General features: G+C 45.9%; 11 protein-coding genes. 4 read left to right on the top strand and 7 right to left on the bottom strand.

The window, feature by feature from the left end; genetic code table 11:
* Positions 1-331 precede the first annotated feature (331 nt).
* Positions 332-1801 carry a DUF697 domain-containing protein gene (locus QUB37_RS23865; protein ID WP_333166886.1) on the top strand — a complete coding sequence of 490 codons (1470 nt, stop codon included), beginning with the start codon at positions 332-334 and terminating at the stop codon, positions 1799-1801.
* A gap of 356 nt (positions 1802-2157) precedes the next feature.
* Here the strand turns inward: QUB37_RS23865 and QUB37_RS23870 are convergent, their stop codons facing one another.
* Positions 2158-3366 (bottom strand): argininosuccinate synthase, encoded by a 1209-nt coding sequence (locus QUB37_RS23870; protein WP_333166888.1) that lies wholly within the window; start codon positions 3364-3366, stop codon positions 2158-2160.
* Between the two features lie 308 nt (positions 3367-3674).
* Between QUB37_RS23870 and QUB37_RS23875 the strand changes: the two genes are divergently transcribed.
* The gene (locus QUB37_RS23875) at positions 3675-4613 is read left to right on the top strand and encodes a glycosyltransferase (protein WP_333166889.1); all 939 of its coding nucleotides are present in this window, start codon (positions 3675-3677) and stop codon (positions 4611-4613) included.
* Between the two features lie 31 nt (positions 4614-4644).
* Here QUB37_RS23875 and QUB37_RS23880 read toward each other — a convergent pair.
* A protein-coding gene (locus QUB37_RS23880) for an ISKra4 family transposase (RefSeq protein WP_333166935.1) occupies positions 4645-5711 on the bottom strand; the annotation gives its coding sequence in 2 pieces (ribosomal slippage) (positions 4645-5543 and positions 5543-5711; 1068 coding nt in all).
* A 670-nt stretch (positions 5712-6381) separates the two neighbouring features.
* On the opposite strand from QUB37_RS23880, the gene QUB37_RS23885 reads away from it, so the two are divergent.
* Together QUB37_RS23885 and argZ are read left to right on the top strand one after the other, a co-directional pair.
* Positions 6382-9534 carry a PAS domain-containing protein gene (locus QUB37_RS23885; RefSeq protein WP_333166891.1) on the top strand — a complete coding sequence of 1051 codons (3153 nt, stop codon included), beginning with the start codon at positions 6382-6384 and terminating at the stop codon, positions 9532-9534.
* 378 nt (positions 9535-9912) lie between these two features.
* Complete coding sequence (argZ, locus tag QUB37_RS23890; RefSeq protein WP_333166893.1) at positions 9913-12027, top strand: bifunctional arginine dihydrolase/ornithine cyclodeaminase; 2115 nt, start codon at positions 9913-9915, stop codon at positions 12025-12027.
* Positions 12028-12353: 326 nt separating this feature from the next.
* Here the strand turns inward: argZ and QUB37_RS23895 are convergent, their stop codons facing one another.
* The 5 genes from QUB37_RS23895 to QUB37_RS23915 all read right to left on the bottom strand — a co-directional run bounded on the left by QUB37_RS23895 (position 12354) and on the right by QUB37_RS23915 (position 20872).
* Positions 12354-13526: a citrate synthase gene (locus tag QUB37_RS23895; protein ID WP_333166895.1), complete on the bottom strand. Its 1173-nt coding sequence runs from the start codon at positions 13524-13526 to the stop codon at positions 12354-12356.
* Positions 13527-13760: 234 nt separating this feature from the next.
* Entirely contained in the window at positions 13761-14255 is a 495-nt protein-coding gene (gene sixA, locus QUB37_RS23900; RefSeq protein ID WP_333166897.1) for a phosphohistidine phosphatase SixA, read from the bottom strand.
* 93 nt (positions 14256-14348) lie between these two features.
* Entirely contained in the window at positions 14349-17993 is a 3645-nt protein-coding gene (locus QUB37_RS23905) for a diguanylate cyclase domain-containing protein (RefSeq protein ID WP_333166899.1), read from the bottom strand.
* A gap of 869 nt (positions 17994-18862) precedes the next feature.
* A complete protein-coding gene (locus QUB37_RS23910) occupies positions 18863-20140 on the bottom strand; it encodes a bifunctional oligoribonuclease/PAP phosphatase NrnA (protein WP_333166901.1) in 1278 nt (425 codons plus the stop codon).
* A 234-nt stretch (positions 20141-20374) separates the two neighbouring features.
* Positions 20375-20872, bottom strand: a complete 498-nt coding sequence (locus tag QUB37_RS23915) for an HNH endonuclease (RefSeq protein WP_333132866.1) — start codon at positions 20870-20872, stop codon at positions 20375-20377.
* Between the last annotated feature and the right edge of the window lie 8 nt (positions 20873-20880).

Raw genomic sequence — 20880 nt, forward strand, 5'->3', positions numbered from 1 at the left:
AGCTCGTCAGCAGGGTTTTGACATCACTGTTAGTGGTTGGCAGTATGGCTAATTGAGAATGGTGCAAGATCTCAGTTTTAACCGACTTTTACTATAAGACGGGGATTTAAATCCCCGGCGGGCTTGCGGGTGAATGCAAGAACTTTTGGCTGAGTCAGGCTTGAGTAAATCCGAGAGTTAGAATTTGGTAAATCCGAGAGTTAGAATTTGGTAAATCCGAGAGTTAGAGTTGGATAAATCCGAGAGAATGTACAAAGCAGACGGAAAAAGCTAGAATAGCATTGTATCGGTTAAAACTTTAAGTGAAGCAAAGCTATAAAATCAGGTAACAATGACTGAAGCCTCGGATTTTTCAAATGTCGATCGCGAATTAGATGACACCATTTTAAGCTTCGCAGACATTCAGGCAGAACTCAACCTGCGCCACGCTAAAGATGCTCTGCGAGATATAGTAGAAAATCTCGATTTGACAGTTCAAGAGCGAAGTGGACTGGAACCGGAAATTGGCGGGTTGGAGAAAATGCTCGACAAGCTAGAGCGCGCTTGCGTGCAAATAGCTGTGTTTGGGATGGTGGGAAGGGGAAAATCTTCGGTTTTGAACGCGCTGCTAGGTCAAAATGTGTTTGAAACTGGCCCGACTCACGGGGTGACTCGCACCACGACTATCGGGCAGTGGGATGTCGGAGAGGGACTTGATGAGAATTTGCCCGATGGCTTACGCCCCGCTACGCTACGACTTTCGCCAGTTATTTACCGTTTGTCGCAAGTTGAATTAGTCGATACTCCGGGAATAGATGAAGTTGACGGAGAAACTCGCGAACTTTTAGCCCGCCGTGTTGCTCAACAAGCAGATTTGATTTTGTTTGTGGTTGCTGGCGACATTACAAAGGTGGAATACGCAGCACTTTCGCAGTTGCGGGAAGCCGGAAAACCGATGTTATTAGTGTTTAATAAAATTGACCAGTATCCTGATGCAGACAGGCTGGCAATTTATCATAAAATTCGAGATGATCGCGTAAGAGAATTGTTGTCTCCCGATGAAATTGTGATGGCGGCGGCTTCGCCTTTGACGGCGAGGGCGGTGCGCCGTCCCGACGGAAGTATGGGCGTGCAAATGACTCGCAGTTTGCCACAAGTGCAAGATTTAAAATTAAAGATTTTGGAGATTTTAGACCGGGAAGGCAAATCTTTGGTCGCGCTGAATACGATGCTGTGTGCGGGGGATATTAACGAGCATTTGGTGCAGCGAAAAATGGAAATTCGAGATGACGCGGCTAATCGAATTATCTGGAACGGGGTAATGACTAAAGCTGTGGCGATCGCACTTAATCCAATTACTGTAGTTGATATTCTTAGCGGTGCGGTAATTGATGTGGTGATGATCTTAACTTTATCTAAAGTTTACGGCATTGCGATGACGGAAGCGGGCGCGGTGGAATTGCTGCAAAAGATTGCGATTAGTATGGGCGGGATTACTGCCGGCGAATTGTTGGCTAATTTTGGTTTGAGCTCGTTGAAAGGATTGTTGGGTTTGGCGACGCCGGCGACGGGGGGTTTGGCTTTAGGGCCTTATTTCTCTGTGGCGGTGACGCAAGCTGCAATTGCGGGGGTTTCTTCCTACGGTATTGGTCAAGTTACTAAGGCTTATTTGGCTAATGGCGCTTCTTGGGGAGATGATGGGCCAAAGGCTGTTGTGAGCAAGATTTTGTCTTCTTTGGATGAGGATTCTATTTTAAATCGGATTAAGGAGGAGTTGCGGGCTAAGTTGGATTTGGGAAGTGTGGAAAAACAGAAATCTTAGCGATCGGCTGTTTTACGTTTACCCAGCAATTATGGCGCAGCCCTGCCGCAATCTGGCAGGGGTTTCAACCCCTGCTTCAAAGCTAAATTTGTGTGAAGACAATTTAACAAATTATTAGGATAACAACCAATTACCAATTACCAATTATTACTGTATCTTACTAACTCATGACTTAGGCAATTGGCACAGGTTGAGCGATTGCGGCAAATAAGATGCGCCGTGCAAACTCTACTCTAATTCCGCGAAGGCGGACTTTGCTTGTGTAGCCGCCAATTCGCTTCGGCGGGTTAACATCGAATTGTTAATCCGAATTCGATTTGGCGGCTTAACATCAGGTTTTCTACCCTAATTCGATCCTATTTATAACCTCTATTTTTTTCCGACCAAATGCGGGTTGGTAGTCCCCAAACATAGACAAATCCTTCGGCAGCTTTGTGATCGAATTCGTCTTCTGCGCCGTAGGTTGCTAAGTCGAAACTGTACAGAGAATTGTCAGATTTGCGGCCGACGATAGTCGCATTGCCTTTGAAAAGTTTGAGCCGCACGGTTCCAGTTACTCGCTTTTGCGTGTCCTGAATAAATGCGTCTAAAGCTGTTTTCAAAGGATTGTACCAAAGACCGTTATAAATCATTTGGCTGTAGGTTTCTTCGATGCCTCGCTTGTACCGCGTCACATCTGCTGTCAGCGTCAAACTTTCTAAGTCTCGGTGCGCGTGCATCAAAACTAAAATCGCTGGTGTTTCGTAAATTTCCCGCGATTTAATCCCGACTAAGCGGTTTTCAATCATGTCAATCCGTCCGACTCCGTGGTTTCCAACTATTTCGTTTAATTGGGAAATTAGGGCGACTGGTGATAAATCTTTGCCGTTCAAACTGACAGGATTTCCGCAATTGAAACCGATTTCTAGGTACTCGGGTATGTCGGGAGTTTGCTCGATCGCCTTTGTCATCAAATAAACTTCCTCTGGCGGTTCCGCCCAAGGATCTTCCAGGATTCCGGCTTCAATTGCCATTCCTAATAAGTTGCGATCGATACTGTAAGGCGAAGACTTTTTCACCGGCGACGGAATGCCACATCTCTCGCCGTATGCGATCGTTTCCTCGCGGCTCATTTTCCACTCCCGCGCAGGTGCTAAAATCTTAATCTTGGGGTTGAGCGCGCCGATCGACACATCGAACCGCACCTGATCGTTTCCTTTGCCGGTGCAACCGTGGGCGATCGCATCTGCACCGTATTTTTCCGCCGCTTCTACTAACAATTTAGCAATCAGCGGGCGAGCGAGGGCAGTCGAAAGGGGATAACGGTTTTCGTAAAGTGCGTTAGCTTGAATCGCTGGAAACGCATAGTCTTTGACAAATTCTTCGGTAGCATCAATAACTAAAGATTCCGAAGCACCGGATGCTAAAGCTTTTTTGCGGATCGGTTCTAATTCGTCTCCCTGTCCCAAATCCGCGGCCAGAGTAATTACTTCTTCAACACCCCACTCGTTTTTGAGGTAAGGAATGCAGACGGAGGTATCGACTCCGCCCGAATATGCTAGCACAACTTTTTTAGCGCGACTCATTACTATTTACATCCTGAATTTAACTGACATCTTGCACCATTGCCACTAAGCTTTTCAGGGCGGGCAAGATGCCCACCCCACAAAAAAATATCATTTTTGTGGAACGGGCATCTTGCCTGTTCTTGAGAAGGGTGCAAGATATCCGATTTAACCGACTTTTCATTATGCACCTAATTGAGATCGATTCTTGTCAGAAATAGTACAGATTTATATATTCTTTTTTTGCTAAACTTTGCTATTTACCGGGGGAGTTGCTGCGGAAAATCTGCTACCGTGGGATACGGTAACTGTGGCGATGGGGAAAAACCGTGTTTTTTAGTGTTGTGATTCCGACGTATAATCGTAAACCGATTTTGGCAAAATGTCTACTGGCTTTGGAAAATCAGGAGTTCGGTGAGATTGTCAGAGAGTATGAAGTAATTGTCGTGGACGACGGATCGACGGACGGGACGCTGGAGTGGTTGGCCGCAAATGCTGACTTGTTGCCTCATGTGCGATCGATCTGTCAATCTCACCAAGGCCCAGCCGCTGCCCGGAATTTGGGCGTTGAAGATGCTAAGGGCGATACGATTATTTTTATTGACAGCGATTTGGTGGTAACAGAGCATTTTTTGCAAGCGCACGCCGATGCTTTACTACAGGGTTACAAAGATACTGATGCGGTTTTTACTTACGGCAGTGTGATTAATACTTGCAATTTCGATAATCCTACTTCGGAACCCTACAAAATAACGGATTTTTCGGCGGCTTATTTTGCTACGGGAAATGTGGCGATCGCCCGCCACTGGCTGCTGGCTGCTGGACTGTTTGACAATCGCTTTCAACTGTACGGATGGGAAGATTTAGAATTGGGTGTCAGGTTAAAAAAATTAGGTTTGAAACTGATTAAATGTCCGGCTGCTGTCGGCTATCACTGGCATCCACCTTTTAGTTTAGAGCAAATTCCCGGCATGATTGACCGAGAAATTCAGCGCGGGAGAATGGGAGTTTTATTTTATCAAAAACACCCAAATTGGGAAGTGCGGATGATGATCCAAATGACTTTTTTGCACCAAATTCTGTGGGGAGTTTTATCATTAGGTGGGATGCTAAACGAGCGAACGATGACTCCTTTTTTGCAGTGGTTGATTGACCAAGGTAAGCCGCAGTTAGCTTTAGAAATCGCTCGGATTTTTCTGAATTGGTATAACGTGAAAGCCGTGTACGCTGCTTCTGGGGAATTGCAGACCGAAACAAAAATACCCTAAGTCAAAGGTGCATCTCACTTTGGCAAATACATCAAATTGAAAGTTGACCATTGAGATAAGCACAGCGAAGAGCAAGGATAGACGAAACGTTCTCAATATTCCATTGCGCTCCCGATATTTTCACCCTTAATCCAATGCGTTTAATTGTTGATTCAACTGTTCCCGAACCAATTGAACTTATGGATTCTTCTTTGTAGTATTGGTAATTTACTATTCGGCAGCGATGGGTCTCTAAATAATTGCAAAACGTTTTAAATGCTTGACCTTTCAAGTCTTTAAATAAATTTATAACTTCATCAACTTTGCCTTGCCATAACATATTTTCTGCTGATTTCAATCGTTTTATTGAACCCCCTACTTTGTAAAGATTTTCTTTGAGATGATACCAATCTAAGATTTCTTGTCTTTGTTCATTATCTCCAATTTCTTTAAAGATGTTCCAAATCCCGGCATGACCATCTCCTAAACAATACATAGGGTGTAGTAATTTTTGGCTATTAGTCCAATCAATTAAATCTTGATTGTTTTGAAAAAATGCTCCCGCATAAACATTATCTAAACACACGGCTTTATAGTCTTTCCAGTAACAGCTCTCGCCCTTGGTTTCGTTGCGTAGCCTGACTTTGCCGCCATCCAATGTAATTTCTTTGACTCCTTGTTGAGATGTAGGCAATTCAAATTCTTGTCTTTTGACTAATCTTTGTAATGTACTATGAGAAATTTTGATTCCCGTAAATTTTTCTAAATCTTTTTCTGCCATTTGATAAGATTCATTGGCACTGATTAAAAGACAGCAATTTTCCATCAGTGGACTAAATTGACTGTAAGCTTTTAAGTCAAAATATTTTGCCTGATTATCTGTAATGTCGAGCGAGCCGATTATTGATTTTATTTTTCGGGGTTTTCCTGTTTTAATTCCTGATACTGCTGAAAAAAAAAGCTACCTAGTTCTGGACCAACCTCTTCTAACATTTTCTGACGGACTGATTTTTCTATACTTTCAAAACTTTTTAACTCGGTTGGATCTGTATTTCTGTAAAGAATTTCTGCTACCGCTTTTAAGTGGGCTTTTAGCTGTTGTTGGTCTGAAGGTGTCATTTTATTTACCTCATCTTTATTTGACGATTTTACTAGCTTTTTCATTTTAACTCTTTTTTGACACATTCGCAAAAGTGAGATGCACCCTAAGTCAACCCCATCCCGCAAATAAAATATAAGATATTGTATGAGTTTTTCAGGGCCCATTGGTGTCAACTTAAGCTCATAATTAGTAACGGGGTACTGTCGGACAATTATGCCTACACTGCCCTATGGCTGCTTAACAAGGAAGGGGGATTTAGGAAATTCAAGACTTGGGTAAAAACCAGAAATAAAAGAAATTTAGTCTTAAGTTGACACCCATTTCCCGGCCTGTTTTAATTAACTTTTAGAGTGTGTATATCTGCTGATAAAACACAATACAGAGCCACCCGGTCAAGGGAGGCAAAACCGGGTTATAAAATTTGTAAAAGTAAAAGTTTTACCTTTAATCAAAATTGCTTGCTTAGCCTTTGATTTGAGGCATCTAGGCTGTTTTCTCACTCGGCTTCGATAATTGGAGCCACTAACATTTTCAAAGGAGCATTATTTTTGATATAATGACAGATAATTTAGGAGTGTGCTATATAGTCAATAGTTGTGCTGGTTGATCTGAGAGTGTTAGCTAAAAGCGGTTAAGGACTTTAAAAATATTCCCACATATACAACTTGAATAGTTTGAGGGTTTGCTGTGAATACAACTGACGATAAAAATCCAAGACTAGAAACACTTAGACTTCAAAACACTGTCTTACAAGAAAATATTTTAATGGTGGACGACCATCCAGAAAGCTTGCGGCTTTTATCCCAGCTTTTGTCTAAGCGGGGATATAAAGTGCGGCCGACACGAGATGGCAAATTGGCTCTTAACTTTGCTATGTCGAACCCACCAGACTTGATTTTGCTGGACATCATGATGCCCGGTATGGATGGTTATCAAGTCTGCGAACAGCTAAAAGCTTGTCCGCAAACCAAACATATTCCTGTGATTTTTATTAGCTCTTTAAATGAAGTTTTTGATAAAGTCAAAGCTTTTTCGGTGGGGGGGGCAGACTACATTAGTAAACCATTTCAAACAGAAGAAGTGGTGAGTCGCGTCGAAAATCAACTGCTTCTGAGCCGTCTTTATAAACAAATCTTAGCACAAAATGCGCGGCTGCAAGCAGAAATAGAAGAACGCAAACGGATCGAAGCAGAACTCCGAGACAGCCAACGCTGGCTGTCGGCAGTAATTCAAACACATCCTAACCTTTTGTACGTTTCCGATTTGATAGAACAGCGAACTCTGTATATCAACCGCGAAATCTATAGCGATATTGGCTACACCCTTGAAGAAATCCAGAAGATGGCAGGAGGATTTATTCCTAACTTAATACACCCTGACGATTTGCCAGGATTCTCAGAACATCTGAGCAAAATTGACGCAGCAAAGGACGGTGAAAGCTTTGAGTTAGAGTACCGAATTCAGCACAAAAATGGTGAATATCTCTGGTTTGTTAGCGTGGATACAGTGTTTGCCAGAACAGCAGACGACAAACCTTGGAAAATTTTGGGGACGGCTACTGAAATAAGCGATCGCAAACAAGCAGAACTCGAACTTAAAACAGCTTTAGCTGCTTTGGAACGGCAGATAAAGCAAAGATTTCTGCTAGAAACAATTACTCTCGAAATTCGCTACAGCTTAAAGCCGGATCAAGTTTTTCAAACAGCGGCCGCCCAAATAGGTCGAATTTTTAATGCCGATTGCTGCTTGATTCACACCTATACCGAACACCCAATTCCCCGCCTACCTAATGTGGCTGAGTACAGAAAAACCGCATCCCAATCGCTTTTAGAACTACAAATTCCTGTACATAGCAATCCTCACGTTCAATTTATATTGTCCCAAGATCAAGCTGTAGTTTCTGACGATGTTTTTGCCGAACCGCTGCTAGAAAATGTCAGAGATTTGTGTTCTCAAATAGGTTTGAAGTCGATGATATCCATCCGCACTTCCTACCAGGGAAAAGCCAACGGAATGATATGCTTGCACCAGTACGATCGCCCTCGCCACTGGACGCAGGATGAGATCAGATTATTGAGCGCTGTGGCGGCACAAATGGGAATTGCGATCGCTCAAGCAAATCTTCTGGAACAAGATAAACAACAGCGGCTTAAACTTCAACAAAGCGAAGCTAGTCTAGCAGCAGCCCAGAAAATTGCCCATATCGGCAGTTGGGAATTTGATGTAGTCACAAATAAAATTATTTGGTCAGAAGAAGTATTCCGCATTTTTGGTCTTGACTCAACCGCAACTGAACCGACATCTGCCAAACTTTTAAAAATGTGTCATCCCGACGACAGAGAATTATTTCAACAAACAGTCAGCCTAACTATCTCACAAGGCATTTCCTACAAAAGAGAGTTTCGATTTTTGCATCCTAGCGGTCAAATTATATACGTGGAAGGAAGGGGGGAAGCTGTTTTTAGCGAAACCGGGGAAGTAATAAAACTGTTGGGAACAGTGATGGATATTAGCGATCGCAAACAAGCTGAAGCAGCTTTACAAATTAGCGAAGAACGTTTTTATCTGGCATTTGAAGGCAGTGCGATGGGATTGTGGGATTGGAATCTGGTTACGGGAGAAGTCTATTTTAATCCGCGGTGGAAAATGATGCTGGGATATGAAGTAGAGGAAATAGCAAATAGTTTTGCATCCTGGGAAAAATTGGTACATCCAGAGGATTTGTCTCCGGCTCAAGCAGCGCTAAATGCTCACCTGCAAGGCAAAAGTCCTACTTACGAAGTGGAATTTAGGATGCTGACAAAATCCGGCGAGTGGAAGTGGATTTTAGCTCAAGCGAAGGTGATGGAACACGACGCTTCGGCAAATCCTTTGCGGATGACGGGTACGCATATTGATATTAGCGATCGCAAACAAGCCGAAGCAGATTTGCAATTTAGCGAACAACGAGAACGAGAAAAAGCACAACAGTTAGAACAAACTCTGGAAGACTTGAAAAAGGCTCAATCCCAGCTCATTCAAGCCGAAAAAATGTCAACTATCGGGCAAATGGTAGCGGGAGTAGCCCACGAAATTAATAACCCTGTCAACTTCATCTACGGCAATATTCTTCCTGCCGCACAGTACGCTCGTGATTTGGTAAAATTGATCGATCTCTACCAGCAACACTATCCCGAACCAGTTGCCGAAATTGAGGGAGAATTGGCAGAAATCGAAGTAGATTTTATCGCTGACGATTTTCCGAAAATCATGGCTTCAATGCAAGAAGGTGCAAACCGAATTAAGCAGATAGTGCTGTCTTTGCGAAATTTTTCGAGACTGGACGAAACAGCTCGCAAAGTAATAGACATTCATGAAGGGATAGAGAGCACTTTGGTGATTTTGCAGCACCGATTTCAGCCCCAGTTAAAACGTGGGGAAATTCAAGTTATTAAAAATTATGGCAAACTGCCAAAAATCGAGTGTTATCCGGCCCAATTAAACCAGGTATTTATGAATTTACTGTCGAATGCGATCGACGCTGTGGAAGAGTCATCAGCAAACTGTACTTGCAAAGTTAACCAGATTCGCATTGTTACTGAAGTCAGCAGTGAAAATAAAGTGTCTGTGCGGATTTCTGACAGCGGGCCCGGTATCCCTCCCGAAGTTCAGTCAAGGATGTTTGACCCGTTTTTTACTACCAAACCGATCGGCACCGGCACCGGTTTGGGGTTGTCGATTAGTTACCAAATTGTGAAAGACACCCACGGCGGTAAGTTGGAGTGTCATTCAGAAGTTGGTCGCGGAACAGAATTTGCGATCGAACTGCCGATTTCGCAAAAGTTAAAAGTTAAAAGTTAGGATAAGCTGTTAAATCATGGGCGGTAAATTAACCATAATTCTTGTAGGGGCTGGTTCACCAACCATCTATCAATATAAGCCAGAGAAGAGCCTAAACCCTCCCCTACCGTAAGACTGGGGGCAATTCAACGGAACTCGTATTAATCGTCTATCAGAACCTATTTTAGAGTGCGTCATAACCTGAGATTTTCACCAGTATTTCCTGCGAACGGTCTGTCATTTAGTGTAATCTCATCTTAAAGATGATATAATAAAGAGTTAGCCTTTTGAGGCTCCAGGCGTTGCGCTGCTAAAATTAGTAGTGAATATTACAGTTGCTATTATACAAACTCTGTCAACATACGTCTGCTGTAGCGTCTACCACATTTTAACTGAATTATGACTGACTCAATTCGCTTCCTCATGTGTGCTCCCGACCACTACGATGTGGATTACGTGATTAATCCGTGGATGGAGGGAAATGTCCACAAATCATCGCGCGATCGCGCCGTCGAACAGTGGGAAAAACTTTACCACGTCCTCAAAGACAACGCCGTTGTAGACCTCGTACCGCCGGCAAAAGGCTGGCCGGATATGGTTTTCACAGCCAACGCAGGCTTACTTTTAGGCAATACCTTCGTCCTCAGCCGTTTCTATCACAAAGAACGCCAAGGCGAAGAACCCTATTTCAAAGCATGGTTTGAAAGCAAAGGTTTCACCGTGCACGAACTCCCGAAAGACTTGCCGTTTGAGGGCGCTGGCGATGCTTTGCTCGATCGCGAAGGACGCTGGTTGTGGGCCGGATACGGCTTCCGTTCCGAACTCGACTCGCACCCGTTACTAGCAAAATGGCTCAACATAGAAGTGCTTTCGCTGCGTTTAGTTGACGAACGTTTCTATCACCTAGACACCTGTTTTTGTCCTCTGACAGGCGGCTATTTGCTCTACTATCCAGCAGCATTTGACTCCTACTCCAACCGCTTAATCGAAATGCGAGTTGCGCCAGAAAAACGCATTGCCATTGAAGAAGCCGATGCTGCAAATTTTGCCTGCAATGCCGTCAATATTGACAAAGTTGTGGTAATGAACAAGGTTAGCGAAGCCTTGAAAACGCGCATTACTCAGGCCGGTTTTCAAGTAATTGAAACGCCGATGAGCGAATTTCTGAAAGCGGGCGGCGCCTGTAAGTGTTTGACGCTGCGGGTAACGGAACCGGTGCAAGAAGATCGATCGGCAAACGTGATGGTAGAAAGCCGCACAATTCGCATGGAAGGTCACTTGCTCGATGCAGGTTTAATCAGCCGCGCTTTGGACTTAATTGTCGATCTCGGTGGCAGTTTCCAAGTGCTCAATTTCAATCTGGGAGAGCAGCGGCAAAGTACATCATCTGCCGACGTTAAAGTTTCGGCTCCTTCCCACGATGTAATGGAAGAAATGATGGGAATGCTGATTGACTTGGGTGCAGTGCCGCCACCACAAGAGATTTGCGACGCTATTTTAGAACCGGTAGTCCAAGATGGCGTTGGCCCGGACGACTTTTATGTGAGTACAATTTATCCCACGGAAGTGCGGGTAAATAACCAGTGGGTGAAAGCGCAAAATCAGCGGATGGATGGTGCTGTTGCTATTACTGAAACTGCTGATGGCCCAGTAGCTAAATGCAAATTATTGCGCGACTTAAAAGTAGGAGAAAAAGTCGTTGTTGATGTAGTGGGTATCCGCACTATCCGCAAAACAGAATCGCGGGAACAGCGCAATTCTCAAGAATTCAGTTTTATGTCGGGCAGCGTTTCTAGCGAACGCCGCGTCGAATTGGTAGTGGAACAAGTAGCGTGGGAATTGCGCCAAATTCGCGATCGCGGTGGCAAAGTTGTAGTTACCGCAGGGCCTGTTGTTATCCACACTGGCGGTGGCGAACATTTAGCGCACTTAATTCGTGAAGGTTACGTACAAGCCTTATTAGGTGGAAATGCGATCGCCGTTCACGACATGGAACAATCGAATATGGGAACCTCTTTAGGGGTTGACATGAAACGTGGTGTTGCTGTGCGTGGCGGACACCGACATCACTTGAAAATAATTAACACTGTGCGGCGTTACGGGAGTATTGCAAAAGCTGTGGAAGCCGGGCTGGTTACTAACGGTGTCATGTACGAGTGCGTGAAGCATAATATCCCGTTTTCCCTAGCAGGTTCGATCCGCGATGACGGCCCACTTCCTGACACGCAAATGGATTTAGTTAAGGCTCAAGAAGAATATACTGAGCTGTTACGCGGTGCGGATATGGTGTTAATGCTGTCGTCTATGCTGCACTCAATTGGTGTGGGAAATATGACGCCGGCTGGTGTGAAGATGGTGTGTGTGGACATTAATCCGGCGGTGGTGACGAAATTGAGCGATCGGGGTTCGATCGAGTCTATTGGAGTTGTTACCGATGTGGGATTGTTCCTAAGTTTGTTGGTGAATCAATTGGATAAATTGACCAGCCGCCATCATGTAACTCAATCTGTTTAAATTTAGCTAGTATACTCGTTACCAGGTTTTTCCTGGTAACGCAGATGCGGAGACTCTGCCTCCAATTTTACCTATTTGGTGAATTCGCCCCTAAATCGGCTGCAACTTTGATATTGCAATAAAAAGCCTCAGACCCGCAAGCCTGAGGACCGGAGTTCCTGAAAATCGTCACTTCTTACTATTGTCGCCAACAAATAGCACAACATACAAGAGGGGTATAACCCAGCACGGCAGCTTGTGGCAGACAGAGATTGCTTCCTGACTCGGAAGGCGAAAGCAATTTTTAATTCAACTCTTCACGAAAGCAAAACAATTTCTCTCGCCATTTACCTATCTGGGTTGATAATTGTGCTGTAGGATGGGGATCTGTCCTCGATCGCAATATAAGGAGCACCGTGAGTCCCAGTATATATTTGAGTCGGGCGGTAAATGCGGTTTGCCTCTAGCTGTTCCTTCCAGTGGGCCAACCAGCCAGCAACGCGGGCGATCGCAAAAACTGGTGTAAATAAGTCCAGCGGAATTCCCATTTTTCGGTAAACCAGACCCGAATAGAAATCTACATTTGCATAAATTCCTTTCTGGCCCAATTTCTCTTCAACCACTTCTTCCAACTTGACAGCAATGTCGTAATATTCGTCGCGGCCGAAGTTCTCAAACAACTGTTCCGCTAACCTCTGAAGAATAGTTGCTCTCGGATCTTTCACCTTGTAAACTCGGTGACCGAAGCCCATAATTTTGTCCTTGTTCGCAACGCACTTCTCGACAAAAGGCCGCACATTTTCTACCGAACCAATTTGCTCCAACATATCAATCACTTCTTCATTAGCTCCCCCGTGCAGCGGCCCCGCCAAAGTGCCAACTGCTGAAGCAATTACCCCGTAAGGGTCTGTCAGCGTCGAAGCTGTTACCATTGCCGAAAATGTAGAGGCATTAATTGTATGTTCAGCGTGGAGAGTCAGACAAGTGTCAAAAATGCTAGCTAACAGCGGATCGGGTTCTTGCTCGTTGAGCATATAAAGAAAGTTAGCCGAGTAGTTCAAGTCATCCCTCGGCCGCACCGGGTCATTTCCCCGTCGCATTTGCTGGAACGCTGCTACCATTGTGGGAATCTTAGCTAGCAGTCGCACTACAGCTTCTCGAATGTATGCTGGGTTAGCCAGAGCTCTGCGGGAGTAGAACAAGCCCAGGGCGGCCGCTGAAGCTTGCAGGGCGTCCATGGGATGTCCTCTTTCTGGAAAGCATTTCATCATGTCCCGGATGCGATATTTGATCCGGCGGTGATAGCGAATTTCATGCTCGAAAGCTTCTAGTTCTTCCTTTGTCGGAAGTACCCCCCAGATTAATAAATATGAAGTTTCGAGAAAGGAACTTTTCAGTGCCAGTTCCTCGATGCTAATCCCGCGATATTCCAGCAACCCTTTTTGTCCATCGACGTAGCTAATGCTGGACAAGGTGGCGGGAACACCTTCTAAACCTGGTTTGAATTCGCCGACGACCATTGCGATACCGTTTTGTGTGAGTTCAATCTACATAAAAGTACATTACCAGAAACCAAGATAGTGTCGCAGTCTTGACAAATAATCGTTTAATGTGGGTTCAGAAACCGGGTTTTTCAACAGACAGCCCGATCGCACCGCTGCGTATTGTCGCCCCTCAAACCAGGTTTCCGCGTCCGATAATGCGGGTTTAAGAGGGCTGGCGCGTCCTGTTAATGTCGGGGCGCTTCGCTGTTGCTAGTGCAGCAAAAACTTGGGCGCAGTTAGCCAAAACATTTGGCTGCGGCCCACTGGGGAGCCGGTTTCCGGGAGGATTAAGCCGATGATACCTGCTTTTTTGAGAATCAGGGCATCTTGCGATCGAGCCCAAAGCAAAGTTTCTGCCCAGTGGCCTAAGTCTGGTTGGTGGCCCACCAGGGCCAAGCTGCCGCTACCTATTTCCTGCCACTGTTTGTACCACTCCAGCCAGTTCCCGATGTCTCCTGAAGGTGCGAGGGCGGCGGATTCTTCTATTTTGGAACTCAAACCGACGGTTTGCAGGATTTGGGCGGTTTGCTGCGCCCGCAGTAGGGGACTGGTGAGAATCAAGTCAAACTGAATTTCGAGCTCGTACAGCCGCTGGGCGATTTTCCTGGTTTTACGCTCGCCCTCTTTAGTCAGCGGGCGTTCTGAGTCTGTATCATATTCTTCGGGTGCGGCTGCGATACCGTGGCGGATCAGATATAAATGCACTGTCGATGTCCTTTTGATAGCTGTGCGATGGCTACGCCCCGGCTTACGCCTACGAACTTATGCGTGAAGTTGGGCGCGATCGACATATTTTGCCTATTCTACAACTGCATTGAAATCTGGCGCCGTCATCTGGTTGGCGCTTTTGTAGCGATCGCGCCCTTGTCGTTTCGCATCATATAATGCTTGATCGGCGAGGGCAATGAGTTCATCTGGTGATATTTCCGCAGTGGGAATCACAGTTGCAATTCCCATGCTAACGGTCACGATCGCGCTCACATCAGATTGCTCGTGAGGAATTCCCAAATCTCGGATTGCCTCTCGGATCGACTCAGCAACCGCGATCGCGCCATCCGCATCCGTATTCGGTAGGATAGCAGCGAATTCTTCGCCCCCGTAACGTGCAAACAGATCCGATGAACGTTTAACCGCTTGTGCCGCCGATGAAGCCACTTTTACTAAACAAATATCCCCAGCTTGATGTCCGTAGCAATCGTTATATCGCTTGAAATAATCTACATCCAACATGATCAGGGACAGCAGGTTTTGTCCCTGGTTCAATCGCTGCCATTCCGACTGCAATTGCTCATCGAAACAGCGACGGTTTGCTACTTGGGTTAACCCATCTGTCGCGGCGATTAATCTGTCTCGCTGAGCCTGATTTCTGAGCATCTCCTCCGCCTGTTTGCGTTCTGTAATATCAGCAAAAGTCGTTACTACCCCATAGGGTTGAGACTGATTCATTTGGAACAGCGGTTGCGAATTAATCGAAATCCAAGTCAGCGTTTTATCCGATTTGTGAATGCCCATCACCACATTTGATACGGGTTTTCCCGTCCGTAGGGTAATCATTGCCGGATGCTGTTGGCAGGGGAAGTGAGAGCCATCTTCCTGAACGGTTCGCCAGTCTAAATCTATGGATGTACGCCCCATCATTTGTTCGGGGGTCAGTCCGAGAATCCTTCCGGCACTAGCATTACAGGTAGTAATTTGTCCGTCTGCTAGCTGAAGTACGACGCCTTCAGTCATGCTTGTAATCACAGAACGATACCGTTCCTCGCTTTCGAGCAATTGACTCAGGAGAATATTTTTAGCATCAAACTCTGAAGCCAGATGCAGGCTACCCGCCAAAAACCCCGCCATCAGTTGTAAGGTATGAATATCTGACTCTGTAAAGGCACAGGGTGTAGCTGAAACAACTTTTAAGACGCCAACCCGATCGTCCTGATAGAACAAGGGAACAACCACCAGTGACCGGATACCAATGCGCTGGCAGGCAGACTGATCCACCCGTGCATCGGTTTGTGAATCATCGCAAAGCATGATTTGGCCGGTCGCAATACATTTTCCCGATAAACTTGCCCCTACTTTGATCCGTAATCCCACATAGGCGCTGGCGATACCGCTGGCTGCCCGATACACCAACTCATCCCCTTCCAGCATTTCAATCACGGCCCCATCGGCACCGAGCGATTTTTGAGTTCGATCGGTAATCACAGCCATCACTGTATCCAGGTTAGGATTGGGGGTGGCGATTTCCTGTTGCGTGGCAATCACCACCGCCAGACGCTTGAACTCTTGTTGCAATGCTGCTTCTGCTTGCTTGCGATCGGTGATATTTTTCATAAAGCAGTGATGCCCGATCAATCGCTCCTGCGAGTCGTAGGCTGCCAACATCACCCATTGCTGGTAAAAAATCGAGCCATCTTTCCGGATACCCCGGGCCTCAACCTCCACTCGGCCCTCCGCTAGCATTTTTTGATAAGCGGCCATCATCCTGTCGCAGTCTTCGGGATGAACTGTTTTCTGCCAACTCATACCAACCATTTCTTCAGGCTGATAACCTGCTATATTCGCGTAGGCTTGATTAACGGTGATGTACCGTCCGAAAATATCCAGCCGCGAGATGCCCTCAACGGCATTAGCAAGGGCTGTACTCAATTCTCTGAGTTCTGTTTCTGCCTGGACAAGATCCGTAATGTCTTGGGATGTACCAAACAACCGAATGACTTTTCCCTCTGCATTGAGTTGGACCTGTCCTCTGGCTTCGGTATGGCGGATAGAACCATTCGGGCGCACGATTCTGAGGCGCAATAGATAAGGCTCTCCGTGAGTGAGCGCTCGTTGAACTACCCGGTGTAGCTGTCTGGCACTTTCGGGATGGTAAATCCGCAGGTTTTCTTCATAGGTAGGTTCGCCCAGTGCCCTGGATCGTCCCAAAATCTCGAATAGTTCGGGAGACCAGGTAATTTTACCGGCAATCACGTCAAATTCCCAGCTACCGATGTGGGCAACCCGCTGGGCTTCTGACAACCGAGTTTCACTCTTTTGCAGCGCTGTTTCTACCTGCTGGCGGTCGGTAATGTCCTTTTCGTTCACGAGCAACATCGGGTTGCCTGTTACCGGGTCGTTGGTACATCGCACGTCCATCCCATGCCAGCGAATTCCCGCCAGAGTAATCACTTGAGCCTCCGTGCTAAATACCTCACCGGACTTAAGAACTGCCATTGCTCGCTCTGCTACCTGAGAGTCAACAAAGCGACTCACAAAAGCATGATCTGTCGCAGAGTCAGGCGGCTGCATATCCCCATAACAGCGCAAGGCCGCCGGGTTTTGCAGCAGCGGCACACCTTCGAGGGTGTACAGCGAAACCATCAGCGTGGTGTGTCGGATTGCCTCGATCGATCGCAGGGTTTCCGGTTCGATTTGATCAGCGGTTTCGACCTTACCCTCGACCAGGATTGCCAAACGCCCACTATCAATCCTGATACCAGAACACCTACAGCCGACAGAAACAGGCTCACCGCCCGGATAAAACGTCCACTGCTTGGACAAGGTTTGGCCTTGTTCAAACTGCGGTCGATAGGTCTGCAAGCGAATCCGAGTAGACTCTGACAACATATCTCTAAAAAAGTTGTGGCTCGCCAGTTGTTGCCGCGTCGAAGCATCCCACAGGTACAAGGAGGCTTGGTTTGCCCACCGCATTTGCCAATCCTCAATATCAAATATCCAGATCGGGTTTTGCAACAAATCAAAGGCTTTGAGGTGGACAATATCGCCACTTAGGGAACAGGCAAACTCTGGTTGTAGACAATTTTGATGATTGACTCTTGGCGCGCTTTCTGTATTTGGATCAGTTTGATTTGGTTCTGTTTCGAGTTCCGGTGGTTGATTTGGCCCGATCGCCGGGCGGTGAGATTCCAAGTGCCACATCCTCAACCCGATGTGCATTGCAACCTGTTGCAGGATCTCAAGGTCGATAGGTTCCCACTGACGAGGACTTCGGCAGTGATGAGCAATTAACAGTCCCCAAAGCTTCGGAGATTGCTGCTGTTGGCAATCTAGCAAGATTGGCGCCACTAAATTTGCCTGAACTTGGATGCGATCGAACAATTCGACATCAAAAGCTTGCAGATCACCAGCGTGAATATCAGAAATGGCACTCGTTTTTCCCTGGCTGTAACGCTCTACCCAGGTTGCTTCAAGGCAAGGGTCATGAATCAGTTGCCCCTGGATTGACAGCCACTGATCACCAACAGATTCAGCAAATACTACCCTATCTCTATGCGGTAGGAAGCGATAAATAATCACGCGATCTGTTTGCAGCAGCACCCTGGTTTCTTCTAGCGCACATTGCAAAATTGTCTTCAGATCCACGAACTCGTTGATTTTAAGTGCAATTTCTGAAACTTTTTCTATGCTTTTCTCTAACGACCAAGAGAAAGTCTTTTTTGTAGACATCTCCGTGTTCCTTATTTTTTTAACCTATTTTCTACTATTCTAACCCGCCACAAATAAATATAATAATTTGTTTTAACTCGTAGGAATCGCTAGCTGGGCTTAGAAAAAAAACAATATTCATGTTGCGAGCCAAACTTTTTTTGACTGCTACAATTCCTTTTTCTATGTCATTTAGCCAAGGATTTAGGTGGTTTGGTATCTATCTTGCTTCTTCTCAAGCGTTTTTTTGCTAATTATTATCGAAAAGCTACTGCACCAAGTATAACAACTTGTGATTGATTTAGCGAATAAATAATAAAATTTCAAAAAATCAACCCTGTATAATTGTTAAAACCTAAGAATTCTTGTGGATCTTAGGAAACTAGATCACACTAAATTTGCCCCCCAACCTGGTTTTTTGATCAAAATACTTCGTGGTATCCCTTGACAATTGTTAAAAAACCCGGTTTATTTAGTGTATGATTTGGGAAAATTGGTAGAAAATTTATTACTGTTAGCCCTGGAGAACTCAACCGGGTTTTTCAACCTCCTTACTTCGTTAAAACTGACATATTGCACGATTTTAAATAAACTTTTTCTGGGCGGATTCTCCTGCCCTATCCGTACTACCCACAAGAAAATTTAATTTTTGTGGAACAGGCCGGAAAGCCTGTTCCTGGCAGAGTTAGACTAGGCATGAATTAAAACACTCAATAAGAGTTAAAAAACCCAGTTGATGAGAGTTGGAGTGCGGGCATGACTGATTGTCAAGTTAAGATTTTGCCCGGAATGAGAAAAAAACACGGCAAAACCTGGTAGCAACCGGAGGTCGAAAAGCTCGCATTCCCAGGCTGTTGCTGGAATTAATACCGCACCTAGAAAGTTCAGAGTTAATGGTCGTAAACAGGATTGTCTTTAGGACTAATTAAATGCAGCAACTTTTGCTTGATCTGATCATCGAATACTTCCCATTTCAGCCTTGCATAATCGCTGTTCTCATTGCCACCAGAAAGAAATCCTACCGGAATTTCAAAACCTCCAGCTTGACTTCTGCCGCCACCAAAAAAGCGTCCTTGAGCATCTTGACCGAAGGCTTCTTTAATGAATTCGTCGGGGTCGAGAGTAAGTTTATTAGTTCGCAGCGAGCCAATTACTACTTCAATTTCTTCGTCCTTGTCGTGAACAATTGCGTAAACAACGGCTGTATGTACGTTCTCTTCTGTTACTAAAAAGTCCGCCGCTTGGGGAATAGAATCCCGATCGTCATAGCGGAGGTAGCCGATGCCGGCGATCGAGAAATTGTTCTGGACAGTGCGGTGTTTGAGCGATCGCTCGATCGCGTCCATCACCCACTTAGAACGAGACGACTGTAACACGGCATTCAGCAACTGCGGGTCGTAAAATCGGCTCAAATAAGCCGCCGCTAAAAAGTCTTCCTCCTGAGCTTGTCTGAGGGCGATCGTATCCGATCGCAAACCGTGCATCAAAGCTGTAGCGCACTTGATGTGCAGACTGACGCTGGCGTCGAGAGCTAAAAGTCCAGACTGTAAATACTCGGCAAAAATCGTGGCTGTAGCGCGGATTTGAGGGCGCAAATCGGTAAATTCTGCATTCATTTCCCCCTGCAAATTGTGGTGGTCGATGACGGCAGCGATCGAAACTCCAGCCGCTAAAATATACTCGGTTAAGTTACAAGTCGTCCCTTGATTGTCAATGAAAGCGCAGCCCTGAAACACCGACAAATCCTTAGTTTTTAGTGTTTCCAAAGTCCAGCGCTGCAACGGCAACCCTGTCAATTTAACTAAAGCAATATTTTCTTGGTGGCTGAGGGCGCCGGCGTAGATAATCTCGCATTGGATATCGTACTGTTCGGCGATTAATTTGTAAGTCCAAGCGCTTGATAGTGCGTCGGGATCTGGAAAATCTTGCAGCAAGATTAACTGGCGAGTGCCTTTGTGCCGATCGAACATTTGGCGCAATTGCTCGACTTTGCGATCGTGCAATTCCTCGCGGAGACGGCCGCGATTCTCTTCGGAAGCAACTTCGGCTTTGCTGCGCCGTTTCGCAGGCGCAGTCACTCCGGCTACAACCTCGCTGCTGGGTTCAAGCTCAACTTGGCGGTTGCCAGATGTTCCATCGGAATTGGTAAGGGCGTGGTCTTTCATCATTAAAAATTAACAATTTAACTATTCAGGATTGGCGCGACATTCGCTCTTAAACCCGGTTTCTGTGTAGATGCCTCGTTGTCGAAGCCAATACTTCTTACGAGAAACCGAATTTAAGAGCGTAAATTCTATCTTTAACTTTTTAACTGATGCACGGCGTATGCGTTGCGAGGAACGAAGCAATCTCAGGACTCAGAACTTCCGCAAAAAACCCCCGCGCTTGCGCTGACAGGGGTTTTAAAGGCCTATTACATATTTTTGCCATTCTTTGTGCATACCGCTCTTAACGTGTTTAGTGACTTCAAAATAAAGACCACTGTGAGGTTTCCTCGGCGGATAGCGCAGCGGCATTCCCGCTTCTTTTGGCGTGCGGCTGCCTTTATTGACATTGCAGCGCACGCAGGCGGTGACGAGATTTTCCCAAGTGTCGCCTCCTCCGCGCGATCGGGGAATTACATGATCGAGGGTTAAATCGTCCCCCGTATAACTACAGTATTGACAAGAGTGTGCATCCCGGTGCAAGATGTTCCGGCGGGTTAGCGGAATATCCTTATAGGGAACTCGGACGTAATGCCGCAGTCGAATCACAGTTGGTAGCGGGAAGTTTGGCGCAATAAATTTCCCGTTGTGTTCTACCTGTTCTGCTTTTCCTTTCAGCAACAAAACTACCGCCCTTCGCCAATTGGTGATGTTAAGGGGTTCGTAGGAGGCGTTCAGCACCAGAACATTGCCCATTGTTGATT

This window comes from Microcoleus sp. AT3-A2 (genome assembly GCF_036705685.1).
In the GTDB taxonomy this organism is placed as follows: Bacteria; Cyanobacteriota; Cyanobacteriia; order Cyanobacteriales; family Microcoleaceae; genus Microcoleus.